The sequence below is a fragment of the Subdoligranulum sp. APC924/74 genome (assembly GCF_003324125.1).
Classification (GTDB): domain Bacteria; phylum Bacillota; class Clostridia; order Oscillospirales; family Ruminococcaceae; genus Gemmiger; species Gemmiger qucibialis.
The window spans coordinates 16,204-36,807 of record NZ_PSQF01000024.1 but is presented as its reverse complement, the minus strand read 5'-3'; the positions used below and the strand labels follow the sequence as shown (position 1 = coordinate 36,807).

Genomic DNA, 20,604 nt, shown 5'->3' with positions numbered 1-20,604 from the left:
TGCGGCCGTAGCTCATCTGGTAGAGCGCCACCTTGCCAAGGTGGAGGTAGCGAGTTCGAGCCTCGTCGGCCGCTCCATTTCGGAGATTTGGTTTCAGGCAGCTGGTTTGCACCTTGTGCAGGCTTTGCAGGCGAATCAGGTTGGCTCTTTCCTCTGTGGCCCGGTAGTTCAGTTGGTTAGAACGCTAGCCTGTCACGCTAGAGGTCGTCAGTTCGAGCCTGATCCGGGTCGCCATTATGCCTCTGTAGCTCAGTCGGTAGAGCAGGGGACTGAAAATCCCCGTGTCATTGGTTCGATTCCGATCGGAGGCACCACCTGTTTTGCAGTTTCAGGGTAAAGAAACTGCAATATGCGGCCGTAGCTCATCTGGTAGAGCGCCACCTTGCCAAGGTGGAGGTAGCGAGTTCGAGCCTCGTCGGCCGCTCCAGACAAACAGCAAGGAACCGGTTTATGCCGGCTTTTTGCTTATTATGGTGACGTGGCCAAGTGGTAAGGCAAGGGTCTGCAAAACCCTCATTCGGCAGTTCAAATCTGCCCGTCACCTCCATAGCTCCCGCAGGCAGGTCGCTCGCGGGAGTTTTTCTGCATATAGCCCCTTGGATTTTGTGCGATAGTTGATTCCTCATAAAAATAAGTGACGATATGAAAGTCTCATGCCCTGTAAGCGTGCATAACAAAATGCTTACGGGGCGTTTTGCTTTCCGGCAAAAATATATTACCTTGCGCCTTTCATTGTAAAAACAACAGGTATTGTTTTTAGCAGGCACCAAAGGTCAAACAGTACAGAGCAGTGATTGATATAGATCAAATCATATTTGAGCTTTTCTGCAGGGTTCAAATCATAGCCGCCATTGACCTGCGCGTAACCAGTCAGGCCCGGCATAACCTGCATACGGCTGCGGAAGTTCTCGACTTTGCCGTCAAGGTCGTCATAAACAGTGGGGCGTTCGGGGCGCGGGCCAACAAAGCTCATTTCGCCCATAAAGATGTTGAGCAGCTGCGGCAGTTCGTCCAGGTGGGTCAGGCGCAGGATATGGCCAACGCGGGTAATGCGTGTGTCGTTTTCACTGGTCCACTTCGCATCATCCGGGGCAGTGCTTTGCTGCATAGAACGGAATTTGTAGATAGTAAAAGGCTTCCCGCCGTATCCAAGCCGTATTTGTGTGTAAATGATCTTGCCGGGGGAATCCAGCCAAACAACAAGCGCAATCACAGCCATGAGCAGCGCGCAGGTAACAAGCAGAACCAAAGAAAATACAAGATCAAACCCGCGTTTGAGGATGAGATAGCTCATCCTGCGCAGTAAAGGTACAAAAGATGAGCAGCTGACGGGGCGGGGTTCCATAGCCGAATGATACATGCGGCATCGACCTTTCTGAAATGTATGGGGCCTGGCAAATACAACAAAAGCTATTTACAATGTTAGCCCAAAATGTACTTAAAATCAATATGTTTCGACAAGATTCATGAAGAAATATTATGAGTGTACGTTAAAATACAGTATAAAGATACATCTGATATAAATTTTTATGTTTGAACGAAGAAAAAAGCTCCCAACTTGTACCAGCTGGGAGCAAATGATAATGAAAAGGAGACGTTAATAGATTGCACATCCGCGTCTGCTGTTTTCTTTTACCAGATAAAGAGCTTTGTCAGCATCCTTGAAGATGAATCTGCTCGATTTTTTGCGGTCAGTAAAAGCAACTCCAACGCTGATGGAAACAGGGGAAAGACCGGAGTCTTTCTTGGGGAGTTCATCGTTGATAAACCTGTTGCCATCAATAATATCGTCGAGGAAATACGCAAATTTGCGATAAATAAGAGGAATTGAACTATAAAAAACAATGTCCTCTGCTGCTTGCGGCGGGAATGTCTGCTGCCATATTTTTGACCGGATGCCAGAAAAAGGTCAAAAGGCCTCCTTTGTATCTCGTGTCGGCATGACGGTGCTTACCGTTGTGCTGATTGTTTTGTTCTTCTTTATCATGATGCTGGTCAGCCGCATTCAGGGTACGGCCCGCGTGGTCAACTATGCGGGCTTAGTGCGCGGCGAAACCCAGCGCATCATCAAACTGGAAGGTGCAGGTCTGCCGCAGGACGGAATGATTGAGGATGTTGCCTCCTTTGCCGCTTTCGCTGCGCGATTGAACAGATCGCGGTTTCGGCCAACGAGAATCTTTCGGTCAATAATGATATCAGCGTTTCGCTGTCCATCACGTTCTATGAAAAGCAGATCGAAAAATAAGCTGCCGCCAAACGCTTGACAAAAGCGGCAACATATGCTAATTTAGTAAACAGTTAAATGCAAGGACGGGAACGAGTAACCGTTTTGCTGTATGCGAAAGAGAGGCCCCGGTTGGTGTAAGGGGCTGGCAGGCAAAGCGGTGAATACATCCCTGAGCAGCAGGCTGAACGCCTTTGGCTAAAGGCTGTTAGGCTGGGCCGTGTGCGCACGTTACAGCGTTTGGGTGTCGCAGTTGTACACTTTGGCTACCGCACCCGCGAAGGCCCGCCGCCGCGAGACACGGGCAAACAGAGGTGGTACCGCGTATTTGATCGCCCTCTGCCAAATTCAACATTTGGCAGGGGCGTTTTATTTTTTGCCCTTGCCGCACAAACCAAGGAGGATGCACCCCATGACCATTTATGACGAACTGAAAGCCCGCGGCCTGATTGCCCAGGTAACGGACGAGGAAGAAATCAAGGAAGTAATCAACAACGGCAAGGCTGTTTTCTACATCGGCTTTGACTGCACAGCCGACAGCCTGACCGCCGGCCACTTTATGGCCCTGACCCTGATGAAGCGCCTGCAGATGGCAGGCAACAAGCCCATTGCCCTGATTGGCGGCGGCACCACCATGATCGGTGACCCTTCTGGCCGTACCGATATGCGCAAAATGCTGACCAAAGAGGACATTGACCATAACGCCGAGTGCTTTAAGCGCCAGATGGAGCGCTTTATTGAGTTTGGCGAAGGCAAGGCCATGATGCTGAACAACGCTGACTGGCTGCTGAACCTGAACTACATTGAGCTGCTGCGTGAAGTTGGCCCCTGCTTTAGCGTGAACAACATGCTGCGCGCCGAATGCTACAAGCAGCGCATGGAGAAGGGCTTGTCCTTCCTGGAATTCAACTACATGATCATGCAGAGCTACGACTTCTACCACCTGTTCCAAAATTACGGCTGCAACATGGAGTTTGGCGGCGACGACCAGTGGAGCAACATGCTGGGCGGCACCGAGCTGATCCGCCGCAAGCTGGGCAAGGATGCTTACGCCATGACGATCACGCTGCTGACCGACAGCCAGGGCAAAAAGATGGGTAAGACCGCCGGCAACGCCGTTTGGCTTGACCCCAACAAGACCAGCCCGTTCGAGTTCTACCAGTACTGGCGCAATGTCGGCGATGCTGATGTACTCAAGTGCATCCGCATGCTGACCTTCCTGCCGCTGGAGCAGATCGATGAGATGGACCACTGGGAAGGCGAGCAGCTGAACAAGGCCAAGGAAATCCTGGCTTACGAGCTGACCAGCATGGTGCACGGTGCCGAGGAAGCTGAAAAGGCCCAGAGTGCAGCCCGCCAGCTGTTCAGCGGCGTAGCCGACCACGAGAACATGCCTACCACCAAGCTGGATGCCGCATTGGTCAAGGACGGTAAGGTTGGCCTGCTGGCTGCCATGGTTGGCGCCAAGCTGTGCGGTTCCAACCGTGAAGCCCGCCAGCTGGTACAGCAGGGCGGCGTTCTGGTGGACGGCGAGAAAGTGACCGACCCGACCTTTAGTCTGACGGTTGAGCAACTCCAGAATGGTGTTGTGATCAAAAAGGGGAAAAAGACCTACCACAAGGTAATGCTTTGATTGTCTGAATTTATAAAATGAGCGCGCAGGCTGCTGCATCCCCGGCACACCGGGCGGCAGCCTGCCGCTTTATTTTTGGCGCATACCTTGCCCCCACACGAGATTTAGGATATAATAAAAGGGTACGAAAAATGCGGCCGGGGGAACAACCATGCCAAAAGATAAGCTGAAAACAATTTATGTGTGCAACCAGTGCGGCGAAACCAGTCCCCGCTGGCTGGGCCGCTGCCCGTCCTGCGGTGCATGGAACACGATGACCGAAGATGTGGTGGCAGAACCGGCAAAGTCTTCTTCCGGCCGCGCTGCCGCGCCGGTACGTGTGACGGGTCAGACCAGCCTGAAACCGTTGAAACTGAAAAACGTAAGCACGACCGAAGAAAAAAGCCGCATTGTAACTGGCATTGCAGAGCTGGACCGCGTGTTGGGCGGTGGCATTGTGCTGGGCAGTGTGATTTTGATTGGCGGCGAACCGGGCATCGGCAAATCTACCATTCTGCTGCAGCTGTGCGGCGAAGTAAGCCGGACGCGCTCGGTTCTGTATGTGACGGGCGAAGAATCCGTACGGCAGATCAAGCTGCGTGCCGTTCGGCTGGATGTGCCGCAGGATAATATCTCCATTGTGGCGGAAAGCGATGTGGATGAAATCTGCGGGCTGATTGAACAGATGAAGCCGGATCTTGTAGTGATCGACTCCATCCAGACGATGCGCTGCACGGATGTGGCGTCGTCCTCCGGCACGGTCAGCCAGGTCAAGGAAAGCTCAGCACGCTTCTTGAATGTGGCAAAAACGAATGAGATACCGACCTTTATTGTCGGCCATGTCAACAAAGACGGCGCCATTGCGGGTCCCAAAGTCATGGAGCACATTGTGGATACGGTGCTGTACTTTGAGGGCGACAAGACCCTGCCGTACCGCGTGCTGCGCGCCGTGAAGAACCGTTACGGCTCCACCAATGAGATCGGCATGTTTGATATGACCGGCAAGGGATTGGAACAAATCGAAAACCCCTCGCAGGTCATGCTGGAAGGGCGGCCGATTGGCATTTCCGGTACCTGCGTTGCCTGCGTGATGGAAGGTACGCGGCCAGTACTGAGCGAGATTCAGGCACTTGTAACGAAAACGGCGTTTCCAAGCCCACGACGCACGGCAAGCGGGTTTGACTATAACCGTATGTATCTGCTGCTGGCCGTGCTGGAAAAGCGCGCGGGCTATGTGTTTGGCAACCAGGATGTGTATATCAACATCATTGGCGGTCTGAAACTGGACGAGACTGCCTGCGATTTGCCGGTCTGCCTGGCAATGGCGTCCAGTCTGCTGGATCTGCCTGTACCTGAAAAAACACTGGCCATTGGTGAAGTGGGTCTGGGCGGGGAAGTGCGCAGCGTGCCGCACCTGGAAACCCGCCTGCGGGAGGCCCAGCGCGTGGGCTTTGATACCGCCATTGTGCCCAAACATAACCTGAACATGCTGGATGCTGCGCAATTCCCGGGGCTGCGCTTGGTGGGCGTTGCATACCTGCGGGAAGCCATCAATGCAATCAAAATCAATAAATAATATGGTATGGGCAGCGACCCAAACCAAGAGGAGTATATCATGAGCGAACAGGAAAAGAATACGACCCCGGCACAGAATGCAGCCCCGGCAGCACCCAAACCGCCGAAAATTGATAATGCAGCGCTGAAAAAGGCTGCTGCGGCCCTGCGTGAGGAAAACAATCCGCAGAACTTTAATGCGGTTATCAACCTGATGATGCGCGGTGTATTCCTTGCACCGGCTAAGATTGAAATTGGCGAAAACGCTCCTAAACCGGACGAAAATGGACGAATCCAGCTGCCAAAAGACACCAAGGTGACCTTTGCGCTGCTGAAATCTGGTGATGGAAAGTCTTTCTTTACCGCATTCACCGATGCAGAAGAACTGGATAAGTGGCAGAATAAGCCCGCTGGTCAGGTTATGCTGCTGCGCTTTGATGATTACGCCCGGATGCTGAACGGTAACGACCATGTGGCAGGTTTTGTGCTGAACCCGTTCACGGATAACCTGCGCTTTAACTCGGATATGGTTGCATCTTTGCTGAAACAGCGCAATGCGATGCTGGAAAAAATCAAGCAGACCGCCGCGCAGCAGGCAGCCCAGCGCAATGCACAGATCAAGCCCGGCGATAAGGTGACGATCGTGGAGCCTTCGGTATACCCGGATGAATTGGTCAACCCGCTGTGTGCCGAGTTGGAAAAGTACCCGATGGTGGGAGCTGCATACCTGCAGATCATGGTGATCAACGGAGCAACCAAGAGTTATCTTTTGGTTTTGGATGCACCCAAGGACGATGCACTGTTCAAAGCCGCAGGCGATGCAGCGCGCCCGTTCCTGGTCAGCAATGAGAAAAAGATGAACCTGAACATCACGATTTCTACTTCGCCGCTGGGCCAGCAAGGCATGCGCGGCAGCGAGCCGTTTTATATTAAGGGCCAGGGCCGTGTAGATAATCTGGGTGATGACGAAGATTGATAAAAGGCTGAATTTGGTATTGAATGATATGCCATGGTGATGGCTGCGATAGACCTATTGGATGAACATCGCAATAAATAAGTAAATAAAATAAAAATAGGCAAATAAAAGAGCGAACGGAAAGAAGAATAAAACCAGGAGCTACTGGCATGCAGAGAACACACGAAATCTTGAATCTATCGACAAGCGGGTGCAGGATTTCGTGTGTTTTTGCATAACATGCAATTTCGCTAAATGCAAGTTTAGCGAAATACAGAGGAGGGCTTTACTCACAATAATGAGTACATACATTGATGTGGCGCACCCAAACCGGCATGCGCCGTATACGGATATTCCGGATCTTGTTATGGATTATCTGCATTATCTGGATGTTGTCAAGCTGCGTTCGCCGCGCACCATTAACGGTTACTATCTGGACCTGCGCGGTTTCTTCCGCTATATGATGATGGTTTGGAACCTTGCGCAGCCAGATACACCGCCGGAAGAAATTGACTTGACCCATATTACCAAACGCCAGATCAGCACCATTACCAAACGGGATATTATCAATTATCTGGATTACGCCCGCAGTAATGATAACGGTGCCAAGGCCCGTGCCCGCAAGCTGAGCGCTCTGCGCGGCTTTTTTGGCTACCTTTGCCACCAGATCAATGAACTGAGCGAAAATCCAACGGATAATATCAACCTTGGCAGCCCAAAGAAATCCCTGCCCAAATATCTGAGTGCCAGTGAAAGTATACGGCTGTTAAAAAATATACAAAGTGACTTTTATGAACGGGACTACTGTATTATTGTCTTTTTCCTGAATTGCGGTATGCGCTTGGCGGAACTGATCACAATCAATCTTGGTGATTTTAAGGACGATACCATTAAAATTACCGGCAAAGGAAACAAAGAACGCCTGGTGTACCTGAACACCGCGTGCCAGGCTGCGTTGGAGCATTACCTGCCCGCGCGGGCTGCGCTAAACAACCTGCGGGATAAAGAAGCACTTTTTGTATCCAAAAAGACTGGCAGACGTTTAACAGCGCGCCGTGTGGAGCAGATTGTTGCCAACTGCTTGAAATCAGCGGGCTTGGACAATATGGGTTATTCGCCGCATAAACTGCGCCATACCGCTGCTACACTCATGTATCAGGGCGGTGTGGATATGCTGGCCATCAAGGAAATCCTGGGGCACGAGAATGTATCCACGACGCAGATTTATACCCATATCAACCAGCAGCAGTTGAAACAGGCGGTGGAAGCCTCTCCCCTTGCGGATACTGGCTATATTGCACCGCAGTCCAAAGCGATGACGGATTCAAAGCAGGACACTGGCGAAGAGGACAGCTGAAGCGGAAAACATAAAGCTGCTGACAGCGCACCCTAGCAGGCAAAGCAGATAATGTACAGATAAGCGCCGGATTGCGCCGGTGAGCGCACAACGGCAGCCGGAAAAAACAATGCTGGACAGGCTTTGACTTACCCTGCACGAACTATGCGCAAGCCAAAGCATGAATGCCGACAGCACAAGCTCCGGCAGGCAGTTCAGGAGCCAATAAACAACAAGCGCACGTGCCCCGCCGGACGCATAAATGGCGGAAGCGCACACACCTAATACAGTGCCCTTGAACGCAAAATAAGCCCCCATAAAAATGCTGCCCCACAAATGAAAACCGCAGAGGTAAATCAGCGATGCCTGCAAAAATGCCGCGGCAAACCAACTGCACCAGACAGACCAGAATGCCGTATAACTTTGTGCGGCCATGACATGCTCTGTAAGCGAAGTGAAAGCACCGTGGAGCTCAAACCGGCCGAGCGGAATGCCGGCGAGATACCCGGTCAGAAACGCAGAAGAGAAAGCGAATAGATCGTTTTTGCCCGCAAGTTTTTGTATGCCCAGGGCAGCAGCCGCACCGGCGGATGAACCGCTGTTAAGAGCCCTTTTGGGCGTGTAAGGGGCCGGTGCTGGTCGCGGGGCGCGCATCAGCGTTCGGGCGCAGTGTTCCCTACTGCGCCCAATGCACTCAGCACGCCGCCTGCGGTGCCGCCGAACAGCAGCGCTGCAAGTAAGGCGAGGTTCACATGATCAAATACAAGCGGTTTGCCGCTCAAAGCGGTAGTGAGGCTCAAACACAGCGCATAAAAGACGCCCACGGAAACACCGCATAAGAGCCGTTTTTGAGCAATACCGTTCGCAAGAACGAGACCGGAAAGAACAGCCCCCACCGCCACGCTGGCACAGGTTGCCGGTTTGACAAGTTCCAGCGAGAGTGCAGTATGGGCAAAAATCTGTGCGGCCAAAGCGAAAAGCAGGATGGCGGTGCCCACGCCGCAGCCGAAACTTTTGATCAGCAGCCAAGATAAATGGCCGCTTGATTTACTGCGGACTTTGCAGATATGACTTGATCGAAGTTTGGCAGATGAAGCCCTTGAATTATCAGCAAACATAAAGAAAACGCCCCCTTTGCATGGTACAAACTATGCAAAAGGGGCGTTTGTTATTCAGGTAATACAGTCAGAACCAATCAGTTCTTCTTGGCAGGAGCATCTTTCTTGGCGGTATCTTTTGCAGTGTTGCCCATGTCCAGCTTCTCAACGGAGGAAATAGCGGAACGGCGGAAGCGAATCTTCACACGGTCGCTGGTGGTTTCCAGAACAAAGGTATCATCCTTATCATTGATAGCAGCAACGCGGCCAACAACACCACCGATGGTAATAACGGTATCGCCTACTTCGATGGAAGCGCGCATGGCAGCATCTTTCTTGTCCTGCTTTTTCTGGGGCAGGTACAGGATGATGTACATGAACACAAGGATCAGAACCATCGGCAGGAAAGTGACAAGCAGGCTGGCGGTGCTGGAAGTATCAGCGGTCAAAAATTCGATCATAATGTGGAACTCCTTAAATTTTGATTTTACAGTATTTTTATTATTATACAGGCTTTCGCCATAAACCGCAAGGGGGTAAAGCAAGGAAACACGGAATCCGCTTAAATTCTGGAATCCAGAAGATGCACATACTTATCATGGAACTGCTGGAATGTGCCGTTATCCAACGCTTCACGAATCCGCTCCATCAAATGATTGTAGAAATACAGGTTGTGCATAACAGCCAAACGCATACCCAGCATTTCATCTGCCTTTTGCAGGTGGCGGATGTAAGCGCGGCTGTAATTGCGGCAGACCGGGCAATCGCACTGCGGGTCAATGGGCTGTTCGTCACGCTCATATTTCAGGTTTTTAATGTTGATGATGCCGTTCCATGTGAACAGGTGGCCATGGCGGGCGTTGCGGCTGGGCATAACGCAGTCAAACAAATCCACACCGCGGTACACGCCCTCAATGATGTTGCCGGGGGTGCCAACGCCCATCAGGTAGCGGATCTTATCCGCCGGGGCGTAAGGCTCTACCGCGCTGATCACATCATACATCACTTCGGCAGGTTCGCCGACAGCAAGGCCGCCGATTGCATAACCGTCCAGATCATATTCAGCAATCTGCTTCATGTGCTCAACGCGCAGGTCTTTGTAGGTGCAGCCCTGATTGATGCCAAACAGCAGCTGGTCCGGGTTCACGGCCTTGCCCTCGTGCTTCAGGCGGGCCATTTCCGCCTTGCAGCGCAGCAGCCAACGTGCGGTACGCGCGCAGCTGTTTTTGGCGTAATCATATTCAGCGGGGTTTTCCACGCATTCATCAAAGGCCATGGCAATGGTGGAGCCAAGGTTTGCCTGAATCTGCATGCTCTGTTCCGGCCCCATAAAAATGCGGTGGCCGTCCAGATGAGAGTTGAACGTTACGCCTTCCTCGGTAATGTGGCGCAGCTTGGCAAGGCTGAACACCTGAAATCCGCCGCTGTCGGTCAGGATCGGGCCGTCCCAGCGGGTAAACTTGTGCAGGCCGCCCATATCGGCAACGACCTGATCACCGGGACGCAGGTGGAGATGATAGGTGTTGCACAGCATGACCTGTGCGCGGATTTCTTTCAAATCATGTGCCGAAAGCCCGCCTTTGATCGCGGCAGCAGTGGCAACGTTTTGGAAAGCAGGTGTCTGAACCGTGCCGTGCACAGTCTGGAACTCGCCGCGGCGGGCTGCACCCTCTTTTTTAATCAGACGGTATGGCATAAATGATGGTCTCCCCTGTTTTGCTGTTTCATTTTGTTCAAAAACATGCGGCGCCAGAGTGTTTTCTTGCGCCGCTTTGTGATTTTATTATACTGGAAGCAGTAGGATAAGTCAACTGTTCTGCGAGGTAGGCTTATTGGATGAACATGGCATCGCCAAAGGAGAAAAAGCGATATTTTTCCTGTACGGCAACCTTATATGCAGCCATGGTTTTCTCATACCCGTAAAACGCAGAGATCAGCATAATCAGAGTGCTTTCCGGCAGGTGGAAGTTTGTCACCAGGCCGTCAATAGCGTGCAGCTCTACACCGGGGTACAGGAAAATATCGGTAGTACCGCTGCAAGGGACAATCTTGCCGTACTTGGCCCAGACGGCTTCCAGCGTGCGGCAGCTGGTGGTACCGACAGCAATTACGCGATGGCCGCTGGCGCGTGCTGCGTTGATGGCCTCGGCTGCAGTATCATCCACGCAGTACCATTCGGTGTGCATCTGGTGCTCCTGAATATTATCCTCGTTGACAGGGCGGAAGGTGCCAAGGCCAACGTGCAGGGTCACTTCCACAATGTTGACCCCCTTGGCACGGATGGTATCCAGCAGTTCCGGGGTAAAATGCAGCCCGGCTGTGGGGGCAGCCGCGCTGCCAAGCTCTTTGGCGTATACGGTCTGGTACTGGCTCTGATCCTCTAGCTGGCGGGTGATGTACGGCGGCAGCGGCATTTTGCCGAACTCATCCAGCTTTTCGTACAAAGTCTGGGTATCGTATTGGAAGGTTACATATTTGTTGCCATCCGGCAGGGTCTCGTCTACTGTGGCCGTCAGGGAGCCATCGCCAAAGCTCAGCTTGGTGCCAGCCTGCATCCGGCGGCCGGGGCGGGCCAGGCATTCCCAGGTGTCACCGTGGGCCTGGCGGAGCAGCAGAACCTCGCACACGGCGCCGGTGGGCACTTTAACACCCATCAAGCGGGCAGGCAGAACCTTAGAATTGTTGACGACCAGCACATCTCCGGCGTTCAGGTATTCCGGCAGGTCATGGAAGATGCGGTGTTCAATCGTATCATTCTTGCGGTCAAGCACCATCAGGCGGGCGCTGTCACGCGGGTCAGCGGGCTCCTGGGCAATCAGTTCTTTGGGCAGGTCATACCAAAAATCTTTCTTTAACATTGTTTTGCTTCCTTTTTGCGTTGACAAGTTGGCCGCGCAATGCTATTATTGAGGCATGCAGGCGGCGATTGTATCTTACAGCAGCCGCCATGCGGCACAGAGGCGCGGATTTCATCAGTATATTCCCTTTTATGCCAGCCAAAGGCTTGTGGGGAATGGAAAGGGACGTCCGCCGAAGGCGGTGCACGGCACGCATCGTTCCTGGGCCCGCAGCCGAACAGGGGCGGGACTGTCACGTTAGGATTAACGTGTTGCGCTGTGCTCATGCAATGTATCATTATATTGCATTTTGTGCCGGTTTTCAAGCCGGTTTTTTTATTATCTCGTGTTTGGCAGCAAAATGGCTTGAATGCGGCGGCAGGTTTGTGTTTATCCCCTGCAAACCTGCGGCGGCAGCTGCATATAGGTAATGGTATGGGGCTGGGAACAGAAGCAGAATCCCCAAATGTGCGTTGGGGTTCTGGAGGAAAGGACGGCAGTTTAAGATGAAACAGTACAAAGTTGGCGTTGTTGGTGCAACTGGCATGGTGGGCCAGCGTTTTATTACCCTGCTGGAAAATCATCCCTGGTTTAAGCTTACGGCTCTGGCTGCATCGGCACGCTCCGCAGGCAAGACCTATGAGGATGCTGTCGGCAACCGCTGGCTGATGAAAACACCGATGCCGGAAGCGGTCAAAAAGATGGTGGTTCTGGATGCTTCCAAGGTGGAAGAAGTTGCTGCACAGGTGGATTTTGTGTTCTGTGCAGTCAACATGAAAAAGGACGAAATCAAAGCGCTGGAAGAAGCTTACGCCAAGGCAGAATGCCCTGTGGTTTCCAACAACAGCGCACACCGTATGACACCGGATGTTCCGATGGTAGTGCCTGAAATCAATGCAGACCACCTGGAAATCATCCCCGCACAGCGCAAGCGCCTGGGCACCAAGCGCGGCTTTATTGCCGTCAAGTCCAACTGCAGCCTGCAGAGCTATGTGCCTGCCCTGCACCCGCTGATGAAGGATTACGGCGTAACCAAGTGCCTGGTCTGCACCTATCAGGCAATCTCCGGCGCTGGCAAAACGTTTGAGACTTTCCCCGATATCCTGGATAACGTGATTCCCTACATCGGTGGTGAAGAAGAAAAGAGTGAGCAGGAGCCGCTGAAGCTGTGGGGCCACATTGATGGCGATAAGATTGTGCCCGCAACTGCACCTTCCATTACGGCCCAGTGCCTGCGCGTACCGGTATCCGATGGCCACATGGGCGCGGTGTTCGTAAGCTTTGATAAAAAGCCCACCAAAGAAGAAATCCTGAAAACCTGGAAAGAATTTCATGGCCCGGCGCAGGATCTGAACCTGCCCAGTGCACCCAAACAGTTCCTGCATTACTTTGAAGAAGATGACCGCCCCCAGCCCAAGCTGGACCGCATGATTGAAAACGGCATGGCTGTCAGCATTGGTCGCCTGCGTGAGGATACCCAGTACGATTACAAGTTTGTCTGCCTGTCCCACAACACGCTGCGCGGCGCAGCAGGCGGTGCAGTTCTGCTGGCAGAACTGTTGGCCGTTAAGGGCTATTTTGACTAATCATCCCCTAGATTGAAGGAGAAACATTCCCTATGAAACAACCTGTATTTACCGGTGCTGCTGTTGCCATCATTACCCCCATGCACGCAGACGGAACCGTCAACTTTGAGGAACTGGGCCGCATTATTGATGATCAGATTGCACACGGCACGGATGCCATTGTGATCTGCGGCACCACGGGTGAATCCGCAGCGCTCAACCACGAAGAGCATGTGGAGTGCATCCGTTTTGCTGTGAAGCATACCGCAAAGCGCGTTCCTGTTATTGCAGGCACGGGCTCCAACGATACGGCCTTTGCCATTGAGATCTCCAAAGAGGCCGAGGAAGCCGGTGCAGATGCCCTGCTGCTGGTTACCCCTTATTACAACAAAACCAGCCAGGCGGGCCTGATTGCCCACTATACGGCCATTGCAAATGCCGTTACCCTGCCCTGCATCATTTACAATGTTCCGTCCCGTACCGGTGTGAATCTGCAGCCCGCCACACTGGCGGAGCTTGCCAAGCTGCCCAATGTAAACGCTGTAAAGGAAGCCAGCGGCAATATCTCCCAGGTTGCGGATGTTGCAGCCCTGTGTGGCGAGGAACTGAACATTTATTCTGGCAACGATGACCAGATTGTGCCGATCTTGTCCTTGGGCGGTAAGGGCGTCATCAGCGTGCTTTCCAATGTTGCGCCGCAGCAGGCACACGATATCTGTGCCGCATGGTTTTCCGGTGACACGGCAAAGAGCCTGGAACTGCAGCTGAAAGCGCTGCCGCTGTGCCATGCCCTGTTTGCTGATGTAAACCCCATCCCGGTCAAATGGGCAATGAACCGCCTGGGCTGGAATGCGGGTCCATTGCGCCTGCCTCTGGTGGAGCCTTCGGCTGCCGTGCAGCAGTCCCTGGAAAATGAGATGAAGGCTTACGGCGTTCTGAAATAAAATAATCACGACCAGGCCCGCAGTACCGCGGATTTGTTGCGGCGCCGCGGGCCTGTGCTTTGGAAAAGGAAGGAACCAAATTAAGATGACGGATTTGATTATTCAGGGCATTAACGGCCGTATGGGCCATACCCTTGTGGAAAAGATCTCTGCCCGCAGCGATTGCCGCATTGTTGCCGGTGTGGACCAGAAAGCCGGTCAGATCGGGGATATCCCGGTTTACGCTTCGCTGGAAGATTTGCCGGAGGCAAAGGGAATCGTAATTGATTTTACTTCCCCTGCCGGTACGGTGCACGCGGCACAGTTCTGCGCGGCACATGGTATGCCTTGCGTGCTTTGCTCGACCGGTTTGAGCAAAGAGGACGAGGCTGTGGTGGAACAGGCCAGCGAGAAGGTGCCGGTGTTCCGCAGCGCCAATATGTCGGTTGGCATCAATGTGTTGATCGAGCTGGCCCGCCGTGCTACCAAGCTGTTTGATGGCGAGTTTGATATCGAAATTGTGGAGAAGCACCATCACAACAAGCTGGATGCCCCCAGCGGAACCGCTTTGATGATCGCAAATGCCATCAACGAGGAAGCTGGCGGCAAATATGAGTATGTCTATGACCGCCACGCTGTGCGCCAGAAGCGCGGCGCGCAGGAATTGGGCATCAGCTCCGTGCGCGGCGGCGGCATTGTGGGCGACCATGATGTGCTGTTCTGCGGCCCGGAAGAGGTTGTGACCATCAGCCATGTGGCCCAGAGCCGCGGTGTGTTTGCCGATGGCGCTGTACAGGCAGCACTCTTCCTGGATGGGTGTGAGCCGGGTTACTACACCATGACGGATATGCTCAAGGGTAAAATGCAATGTCTTTAAGATCCCATGAAGCTGCTGCGTGCGCAGTAATTGCAATTGGTGTGTGCGGTGTGTTGGTTGGTTCCCTGCTGGTAGAATCCATGCGGAATGGTCAAAGCAGTGCAAAAGCCACGGTAAGCACAGCACAAAGCACCGAAGAAGTCCAGGCACAGACAGAACCGACACAGACGCCCGCGCCAACACCTGAACCGGAACCGGTCGTACAGACAGTACACTTTTCTGCAACCGGGGATAACCTGATCCACGAGGGCATTTACAACCAGGCCAGGGCACGCGGCAGTGATGGCCACTATGACTTTATCCCTGCCTATGAAAATCTGCGGGATTTTTACGCCGGGTTTGATGTGAACTGGCTCAACCAGGAAACGCTGGTCAATGATGATTATGAACCTTCCGGTTACCCGATGTTCTCTACGCCTGGGGATATTACCAATGCGCTGTATAATGTTGGCTTCCGGGTGTTCAGCCTTTCCAACAACCACAGCTATGATAAAGGCGCTGGCGGCATTGCCTCTTCGATGGCACACTGGGCGGCTATGCCGGATGATGTGGTGTCCATGGGGTTTTATAATCTGGAAACCTATGATGACTATGTGTACCAGACAGTAAACGGCGTTACCATCGGCTATCTTTCTTATACGGAGATGACCAACGGCCTGCCAACGCCGTCCGGCAGTGAATACGGCGTGGTTTATCTGGACCAGAGGGATGTGATTGAAAAGCAGATCACGGATATGCGCCCCAACTGTGACGTTCTGGTCGTCAGCTGCCACTGGGGTGTTGAAGGCAGCCATACAGTTACGGATGCACAGCGCGAAACAGCCCAATGGCTGGCTGACCAGGGTGCAGACCTAATCATTGGCACCCACCCGCATGTGACGCAGACGGCGCAGTGGCTGACAGGAACGAATGAGAATAAGTCGTTTGTTGCCTATTCGCTGGGGAACTTTATCAATGCGCAGGATATGCCGGACAATATGATCGGTGCCATTCTGGATGTGACGTTCCAGAAAACAACCGCAGCAGATGGTACCGTTACCGTGGAAATTCAGAACCCGGTACTGCACCCGGTGATCACCCAGTATGAGCCGCATTATGCAAACATTCGGGTTTACCTGTATAAAGACTATACAGATGAACTGGGCGCTGCACATGGCAATTTTGCATTGAGCAGGGCTTCCATTGAACAGGTTTTGAATGGTTCAATCGATTCTGAGTTTTTATCGTTAGAATAAAGGCAACACCGCACAATTCCCGCCTTACGGCTTAAGCACCGCTTCGGTGGCTGCGGCACGGTATCTGCGTTGCCAAAATGCTCGATAATGTCGGGTTGCGGTACCCGCATCGTGCTTCGGGGGCAAAAGCCCCTCGCACTCTGCGACCGCTGCCCCTGCTTCGGTTCGCTGTTTCCGCCACTGGCGGCGCTCACCTTTGCAGCATCCAGTATTATCTGCGCTTTTGGCTTAGCATCTGCCGCACCTCGCTCGCCGTATCGGCACTTAGAATTATGCGGTATTGCCTAAAACAAAACGAAAGGGGTATTTTTATGTACGGTGTCAGCAAAATCAGCAGCGAGCAGAATATTATGCTTACCACCTTCCCCGCTGCCCAATACAGCGCACAGAGCCTGGCAGAGCATTTGGAGGTGTTTGCCAAGGCAGGTATTGTGGTGGATATGATCTGCCAGAGTGCCCCGCGCGGTACGGCGGTGGATTTCAGTTTTACCACCAGCTACAGCAATTTTGCCGCAGTCATGCAGGCCATCCCGGCGGCTGCCAAGGCCAATCCCCCGCTGATTTCCGGTGGCTATACCAAGATCAACCTGTTTGGTGAGGATATGGTTACCAGTTGCGGCGTTGCAGCACGCGCTTTGGCCGCGTTGGCAAAAGTGAACGCAGAAGTTGTTCTGATCACCACCAGTGACCTTGACATTTCCCTGTTGATCCATCAGGAAGATGAAGATGTGGCACTGAATGCGTTGAATAAGGCGTTTGAGCTGTAAGCGCGTATACAGGGCAAAAGTCTCATATAAAATTAGAACAGCACCCCGGCGGTTTTATCCCTTTTTGTTGGGATATCCGCCGGGGTGCTGTTTTATTTAGGGCAATACCGCATAATTCTAAGTGCCGATACGGCGAGCGAGGTGCGGCAGATGCTAAGTCAAAAGCGCAGATAATACTAGATGTCTTATCGAGCATTTTGGCAACGCAGATGCCGTGCCGCAGCCGCTGAAGCGGTGCTTAAGCCGTAAGGCGGGAATTGTGCGGTGTTGCCTTAGGTTGAAAATGATTTATATTGAGTTTTGCTTGAAACGATTCGCATGCGGAGATACAACGATGTGCTTCAGGCTTTACCAAGAGTCATTTCCAAGAAATAAACCCACTGTTTTTCCCACCAATACCAGTCGTGGGAAACATCCTGGCCCCAGATGTCAACAATGGGATGGATATCCTTGCTTTCCAGAATATCCCGCAGCTGCAAGGTGGAACGCAGTAGTTCTTCTTCCCACTGGCCCTGGCCGCAGCACATAATGAACTTGTCCGCTTTGGCATACAGTTCTTTGTATGGGTGGTTATCTGGGAAATTGCGCATGTAATCACAGGGACTGTTGCGGTAAACAAGGTCATCCATATAGCCCTTAAAGAACATATCCGCCTGGTATAGGCCGCTCAAGGCAATGGTGCCGTTATACAGGTCGGGACGGCGCAAAAATAGGTTGACGGCATGCCCGGCACCCATGCTGGCACCACCCACAAGAACTTTGCCCATGTGGTCCGGCCCCTGCTCCCGATTGATTTCCAGCGCACGGGGGGTCAATTCCTCGCAGACATAATTATACCAGCGCTCCTGCATTTCAATGCGGGGGCGCGCGGGGCCGTCATTGTCCCAGCTTTCGCGGTCAATGCTGTCTGCCGCGATGATCTGCAGCTTTCCGGCATCAATCCAGGGCGCTGCAAGGTTGCACATGTTGCGGTCTTCCCAGTCAAAAAAGCGGCCGCTCTGGCAGGGAAAAATCAAAATGGGCCGCCCGGCGTGGCCGTATACCTTGAATTCCATATCGCGGTTCAGGTAGCGGCTGTATTCTTTGTAATAACGGATCTGCATGATACTCTCCCGTCTTGTACGGCAAAGCCGCACATTGTATTTTTCGGCAGCGCTGGAATAGCAGCAAACTGCTTTACATCATTTGTAAAAGAACTTTTTATTTAGGCTTAACAACCCCACAAGCGGTTGCACAAACCCTGTGCGTGAGGATTTGAAAAGCCAGTAATAGATAACGGCAGCAGCTTCCCGCAGGTAACAGGTGAGCACACTGCGTAAAGGAATCCCGGCGGGCAGTGCGTGGGCTGTGGTAAAACCAGCCATAGCCGCGTATACCCCGCCGCGGTAGCAGTGGAATGCGTTGGTTACATAGACGACCGGCTCCTGAGCACTGATGCCCTGCTGGACAAGAATCTCTTTGGCAAAGAGAAAATTTTCCTCGGTGGAAGTGGATTTGCATTCCGCGAGAACGCGCTGGGAATCCAGTCCTTTTTCAATCAGATAATTCCGCATAGCCTGGCCTTCCGGCACCCATTCATCCCTGCCTTGTCCGCCGGTGGTGATGACCAAGGCATCTGGATGGGCAACGGCGTATTCATAGGCTTTGTCGAGCCGGTAACGCAGCAATAGGCTGGGGCGGTCCTTGCGCAGACCAGCACCTAGGACGATCACAACTTTTTCTTGTCCGGTGGCGGGGTTGGCATAGCCGCTGAACGCTACAAAGCCGAGCAGCGCAGCATACAAAGTGCCAAACACAAGCAAAAAGACGAACACAATTTTGCCGGGTATGGTACCGTGCAGCCAATGATGGATGGGCTGCTGCCAGATGGCATAGACATCTACTGCTGCGGTAAGCAGCCACACCAACAGGTTGCCCATGTTAAAGTTGGAAGTGAAAACCAGAGAAACAGAATAAATAAACAGCGCCAAGGCCAGCAGGCGGAGCAGAAATAACATGAAATGGCTCAATCCTTTTGTGGTGGTAACGTGTTTCGACATCATGCCTTGATTTCATTCCATACGCTGCACCCGGCCAGGCAGGCTTTTACATCTAGGGCATCGCATACGGTGTTGGCAATGGTGCCAAAGCAGTACCGGGTGCCAAGGTCAACACCGTGGCGCAGGTTCTTGCCGTAAATCAGGAATGGAACATATTCGCGGGTGTGGTCGGTTGTTTTGGTGTAAGAAGGATCACATCCATGGTCGGCCGTTACCATCAGAATGTCATCAGGGCGCATCTTGTCCATAAATGTGGGCAGCCAATCATTGAATTCGGCTGCTGCTGCGGCATAACCGGCCACATCCCGGCGGTGACCGTACAGCATGTCGAAATCAACCAGATTCACAAAAGCAAGGCCGTCAAAATCACGGTCAGCCAATTCCATGGTCACTTTCAGGCCCTCCGTATTGCCGGAGGTGCGGATGGTTTCGCTCACACCCTTGCCAGCGAAAATATCGTGGATCTTGCCAACGCCGATGGTGGATTTACCAGCCTGCTGCAAAACATCCAGCATGGTATCTGCGGGCGGCACCAGGCTGAAATCATGGCGGCGCGGGGTGCGGGTGAAGTTGGCGGCACAATCCCCGACAAAGGGACGGGCGATCACGCGGCCAACGCCGTATTTGCCAACCAGCATGCGGCGGGCTTCGGCACAGATTTCATACAGCTTTTCTACCGGGACGATCGCCTCGTTGGCGGCAATCTGGAACACGCTGTCTGCGGAGGTGTATACGATCAATGCGCCGGTTTTCATATGTTCCTCACCATAGTCTTTGATGACTTCGGTGCCGGAGTAAGGCTTGTTGCACAGTACCTGATACCCGGTGCGGGCGGTAAACTCATCCAGAACTTCTTTCGGGAATCCATTCGGGAAAGTTGGCAGTGGCTCCGGGCTGAGCAGACCGGCAATCTCCCAGTGACCGATGGTGGTATCTTTCCCGGCGCTGGCTTCCCGCAGGCGGGCATAGCAGCCGACAGGGGCATCCAGCTTTGTGCCACAGGTTACACCGTCCAGATTAAACATGCCAAGGCGGGCCAGTTGGTCCCACTTGAAATTGGGGTGTCCGGCAATAGCGCCCAAAGTGTTGGTACCGGCATCGCCAAAAGCAGGGGCATCAGGCTCGGCACCAATGCCAAAGCTGTCAAGAACGATTAAAAAAATACGTTTTGCCATAGTGTTCAAGCTCCTTGTATTGTACTATGTTCCGCGGGAAAACAAAACGAGAACACGGATTTGTGTAAAAAAGTATGATCCTTTACGCCGTTCGCAGGGATAAGAAACTCAAATGGCTGATTTTTTGTATTGATTTTATTATACCCTATTCCCACCCAAAAGTAAAACAAAACCTTTTATTGTGCTTTGCAGTGTAAATTGAAGAGAAATACAGGATGACAAAACCGCAAGACGTACGTTGTAAAATCTGCACAAAAAATGTTTGCGCAAAGGAATGCGCGGCTTGTACTGGCTTGACCTTTGTATTATAATGTTTGTGTTAAGATGTTGTATGGAAAGTACCTGCTGGAATACTGGACTTAAAACTCTGGCAGATAAAAATCCTGTACAATAGCATATTTTCAGGAG

The 20,604-nt window shown here is 52.6% G+C and carries 20 protein-coding genes, 5 tRNA genes, 1 riboswitch and 1 other annotated feature; of the genes, 16 read left to right on the top strand and 9 right to left on the bottom strand.

All coding sequences use genetic code 11. The features are described 5' to 3' along the window. Position 1 precedes the first annotated feature (1 nt). The 5 genes from C4885_RS07930 (at position 2) to C4885_RS07910 (ending at position 547) form a co-directional block, all read left to right on the top strand. Positions 2-77 (top strand) — tRNA-Gly (locus C4885_RS07930). A gap of 80 nt (positions 78-157) precedes the next feature. Next, positions 158-234: transfer RNA gene (locus tag C4885_RS07925), tRNA-Asp, on the top strand. A 4-nt stretch (positions 235-238) separates the two neighbouring features. Further along, positions 239-314: transfer RNA gene (locus C4885_RS07920), tRNA-Phe, on the top strand. Positions 315-351: 37 nt separating this feature from the next. Then, a tRNA-Gly gene (locus C4885_RS07915) sits at positions 352-427 on the top strand. A gap of 45 nt (positions 428-472) precedes the next feature. Further along, a tRNA-Cys gene (locus C4885_RS07910) sits at positions 473-547 on the top strand. A gap of 168 nt (positions 548-715) precedes the next feature. Here the strand turns inward: C4885_RS07910 and C4885_RS07905 are convergent. Further along, on the bottom strand, positions 716-1,294 hold the full coding sequence (locus C4885_RS07905) for a sugar transferase (RefSeq protein WP_158538841.1): 579 nt from the start codon (positions 1,292-1,294) through the stop codon (positions 716-718). 264 nt (positions 1,295-1,558) lie between these two features. On the opposite strand from C4885_RS07905, the gene C4885_RS07900 reads away from it, so the two are divergent. From C4885_RS07900 to C4885_RS07875, 6 genes are all read left to right on the top strand, one after another. Then, positions 1,559-1,831, top strand: coding sequence for a hypothetical protein (locus C4885_RS07900; protein ID WP_113999828.1), 273 nt, complete (start codon positions 1,559-1,561; stop codon positions 1,829-1,831). A gap of 13 nt (positions 1,832-1,844) precedes the next feature. Continuing rightward, complete coding sequence (locus C4885_RS07895; protein ID WP_113999827.1) at positions 1,845-2,264, top strand: hypothetical protein; 420 nt, start codon at positions 1,845-1,847, stop codon at positions 2,262-2,264. Between the two features lie 34 nt (positions 2,265-2,298). Then, positions 2,299-2,567, top strand: a binding site (T-box leader). 69 nt (positions 2,568-2,636) lie between these two features. Continuing rightward, entirely contained in the window at positions 2,637-3,857 is a 1,221-nt protein-coding gene (tyrS, locus tag C4885_RS07890) for a tyrosine--tRNA ligase (RefSeq protein WP_113999826.1), read from the top strand. 151 nt (positions 3,858-4,008) lie between these two features. Further along, positions 4,009-5,412, top strand: coding sequence for a DNA repair protein RadA (gene radA, locus C4885_RS07885; RefSeq protein WP_113999825.1), 1,404 nt, complete (start codon positions 4,009-4,011; stop codon positions 5,410-5,412). Positions 5,413-5,451: 39 nt separating this feature from the next. Then, on the top strand, positions 5,452-6,366 hold the full coding sequence (locus tag C4885_RS07880; RefSeq protein ID WP_158538840.1) for an enhanced serine sensitivity protein SseB C-terminal domain-containing protein: 915 nt from the start codon (positions 5,452-5,454) through the stop codon (positions 6,364-6,366). A 346-nt stretch (positions 6,367-6,712) separates the two neighbouring features. After that, positions 6,713-7,702 carry a tyrosine recombinase XerC gene (locus tag C4885_RS07875; protein WP_242979514.1) on the top strand — a complete coding sequence of 330 codons (990 nt, stop codon included), beginning with the start codon at positions 6,713-6,715 and terminating at the stop codon, positions 7,700-7,702. Here the strand turns inward: C4885_RS07875 and C4885_RS07870 are convergent. The 5 genes from C4885_RS07870 to queA all read right to left on the bottom strand — a co-directional run bounded on the left by C4885_RS07870 (position 7,670) and on the right by queA (position 11,636). Beyond that, positions 7,670-8,116, bottom strand: a complete 447-nt coding sequence (locus C4885_RS07870) for a hypothetical protein (RefSeq protein ID WP_207657584.1) — start codon at positions 8,114-8,116, stop codon at positions 7,670-7,672. The genes C4885_RS07875 and C4885_RS07870 overlap by 33 nt on opposite strands. A gap of 218 nt (positions 8,117-8,334) precedes the next feature. Further along, positions 8,335-8,799 carry a TIGR04086 family membrane protein gene (locus C4885_RS07865; RefSeq protein WP_113999821.1) on the bottom strand — a complete coding sequence of 155 codons (465 nt, stop codon included), beginning with the start codon at positions 8,797-8,799 and terminating at the stop codon, positions 8,335-8,337. Between the two features lie 77 nt (positions 8,800-8,876). Then, a complete protein-coding gene (gene yajC / locus C4885_RS07860; protein ID WP_113999820.1) occupies positions 8,877-9,239 on the bottom strand; it encodes a preprotein translocase subunit YajC in 363 nt (120 codons plus the stop codon). A gap of 101 nt (positions 9,240-9,340) precedes the next feature. Next, complete coding sequence (tgt, locus tag C4885_RS07855) at positions 9,341-10,474, bottom strand: tRNA guanosine(34) transglycosylase Tgt (RefSeq protein WP_113999819.1); 1,134 nt, start codon at positions 10,472-10,474, stop codon at positions 9,341-9,343. Between the two features lie 133 nt (positions 10,475-10,607). Further along, positions 10,608-11,636, bottom strand: a complete 1,029-nt coding sequence (gene queA, locus C4885_RS07850) for a tRNA preQ1(34) S-adenosylmethionine ribosyltransferase-isomerase QueA (protein WP_113999818.1) — start codon at positions 11,634-11,636, stop codon at positions 10,608-10,610. Positions 11,637-11,725: 89 nt separating this feature from the next. Next, positions 11,726-11,903, top strand: a riboswitch (Lysine riboswitch). Positions 11,904-12,121: 218 nt separating this feature from the next. On the opposite strand from queA, the gene asd reads away from it, so the two are divergent. From asd to C4885_RS07825, 5 genes are all read left to right on the top strand, one after another. Further along, a complete protein-coding gene (asd, locus tag C4885_RS07845) occupies positions 12,122-13,201 on the top strand; it encodes an aspartate-semialdehyde dehydrogenase (RefSeq protein WP_113999817.1) in 1,080 nt (359 codons plus the stop codon). A gap of 32 nt (positions 13,202-13,233) precedes the next feature. Continuing rightward, positions 13,234-14,124 carry a 4-hydroxy-tetrahydrodipicolinate synthase gene (gene dapA / locus C4885_RS07840; protein ID WP_113999816.1) on the top strand — a complete coding sequence of 297 codons (891 nt, stop codon included), beginning with the start codon at positions 13,234-13,236 and terminating at the stop codon, positions 14,122-14,124. Positions 14,125-14,209: 85 nt separating this feature from the next. Continuing rightward, positions 14,210-14,980: a 4-hydroxy-tetrahydrodipicolinate reductase gene (gene dapB, locus C4885_RS07835; RefSeq protein WP_113999815.1), complete on the top strand. Its 771-nt coding sequence runs from the start codon at positions 14,210-14,212 to the stop codon at positions 14,978-14,980. 50 nt (positions 14,981-15,030) lie between these two features. After that, on the top strand, positions 15,031-16,215 hold the full coding sequence (locus C4885_RS07830) for a CapA family protein (RefSeq protein ID WP_242979513.1): 1,185 nt from the start codon (positions 15,031-15,033) through the stop codon (positions 16,213-16,215). 311 nt (positions 16,216-16,526) lie between these two features. Next, positions 16,527-16,982, top strand: coding sequence for an ACT domain-containing protein (locus C4885_RS07825; protein WP_113999813.1), 456 nt, complete (start codon positions 16,527-16,529; stop codon positions 16,980-16,982). A 341-nt stretch (positions 16,983-17,323) separates the two neighbouring features. Here C4885_RS07825 and C4885_RS07820 read toward each other — a convergent pair whose 3' ends face one another. The 3 genes from C4885_RS07820 to C4885_RS07810 all read right to left on the bottom strand — a co-directional run bounded on the left by C4885_RS07820 (position 17,324) and on the right by C4885_RS07810 (position 20,196). Then, positions 17,324-18,085 carry an esterase family protein gene (locus C4885_RS07820; protein ID WP_113999812.1) on the bottom strand — a complete coding sequence of 254 codons (762 nt, stop codon included), beginning with the start codon at positions 18,083-18,085 and terminating at the stop codon, positions 17,324-17,326. A gap of 78 nt (positions 18,086-18,163) precedes the next feature. Then, positions 18,164-18,979, bottom strand: a complete 816-nt coding sequence (locus tag C4885_RS07815; RefSeq protein ID WP_158538839.1) for a YdcF family protein — start codon at positions 18,977-18,979, stop codon at positions 18,164-18,166. Between the two features lie 41 nt (positions 18,980-19,020). After that, positions 19,021-20,196 carry a phosphopentomutase gene (locus C4885_RS07810; RefSeq protein ID WP_113999810.1) on the bottom strand — a complete coding sequence of 392 codons (1,176 nt, stop codon included), beginning with the start codon at positions 20,194-20,196 and terminating at the stop codon, positions 19,021-19,023. Between the last annotated feature and the right edge of the window lie 408 nt (positions 20,197-20,604).

What these genes read in the sequence shown, in the direction of transcription:
- C4885_RS07905 (WP_158538841.1), bottom strand. Translation starts at nt 1,294, where the DNA reads ATGAGCTATCTCATCCTCAAACGCGGGTTTGATCTTGTATTTTCTTTG.
- C4885_RS07895 (WP_113999827.1), top strand. Translation starts at nt 1,845, where the DNA reads ATGTCCTCTGCTGCTTGCGGCGGGAATGTCTGCTGCCATATTTTTGAC.
- tyrS (WP_113999826.1), top strand. Translation starts at nt 2,637, where the DNA reads ATGACCATTTATGACGAACTGAAAGCCCGCGGCCTGATTGCCCAGGTA.
- radA (WP_113999825.1), top strand. Translation starts at nt 4,009, where the DNA reads ATGCCAAAAGATAAGCTGAAAACAATTTATGTGTGCAACCAGTGCGGC.
- C4885_RS07880 (WP_158538840.1), top strand. Translation starts at nt 5,452, where the DNA reads ATGAGCGAACAGGAAAAGAATACGACCCCGGCACAGAATGCAGCCCCG.
- C4885_RS07875 (WP_242979514.1), top strand. Translation starts at nt 6,713, where the DNA reads ATGGATTATCTGCATTATCTGGATGTTGTCAAGCTGCGTTCGCCGCGC.
- C4885_RS07870 (WP_207657584.1), bottom strand. Translation starts at nt 8,116, where the DNA reads ATGGCCGCACAAAGTTATACGGCATTCTGGTCTGTCTGGTGCAGTTGG.
- C4885_RS07865 (WP_113999821.1), bottom strand. Translation starts at nt 8,799, where the DNA reads ATGTTTGCTGATAATTCAAGGGCTTCATCTGCCAAACTTCGATCAAGT.
- yajC (WP_113999820.1), bottom strand. Translation starts at nt 9,239, where the DNA reads ATGATCGAATTTTTGACCGCTGATACTTCCAGCACCGCCAGCCTGCTT.
- tgt (WP_113999819.1), bottom strand. Translation starts at nt 10,474, where the DNA reads ATGCCATACCGTCTGATTAAAAAAGAGGGTGCAGCCCGCCGCGGCGAG.
- queA (WP_113999818.1), bottom strand. Translation starts at nt 11,636, where the DNA reads ATGTTAAAGAAAGATTTTTGGTATGACCTGCCCAAAGAACTGATTGCC.
- asd (WP_113999817.1), top strand. Translation starts at nt 12,122, where the DNA reads ATGAAACAGTACAAAGTTGGCGTTGTTGGTGCAACTGGCATGGTGGGC.
- dapA (WP_113999816.1), top strand. Translation starts at nt 13,234, where the DNA reads ATGAAACAACCTGTATTTACCGGTGCTGCTGTTGCCATCATTACCCCC.
- dapB (WP_113999815.1), top strand. Translation starts at nt 14,210, where the DNA reads ATGACGGATTTGATTATTCAGGGCATTAACGGCCGTATGGGCCATACC.
- C4885_RS07825 (WP_113999813.1), top strand. Translation starts at nt 16,527, where the DNA reads ATGTACGGTGTCAGCAAAATCAGCAGCGAGCAGAATATTATGCTTACC.
- C4885_RS07820 (WP_113999812.1), bottom strand. Translation starts at nt 18,085, where the DNA reads ATGCAGATCCGTTATTACAAAGAATACAGCCGCTACCTGAACCGCGAT.
- C4885_RS07815 (WP_158538839.1), bottom strand. Translation starts at nt 18,979, where the DNA reads ATGTTATTTCTGCTCCGCCTGCTGGCCTTGGCGCTGTTTATTTATTCT.
- C4885_RS07810 (WP_113999810.1), bottom strand. Translation starts at nt 20,196, where the DNA reads ATGGCAAAACGTATTTTTTTAATCGTTCTTGACAGCTTTGGCATTGGT.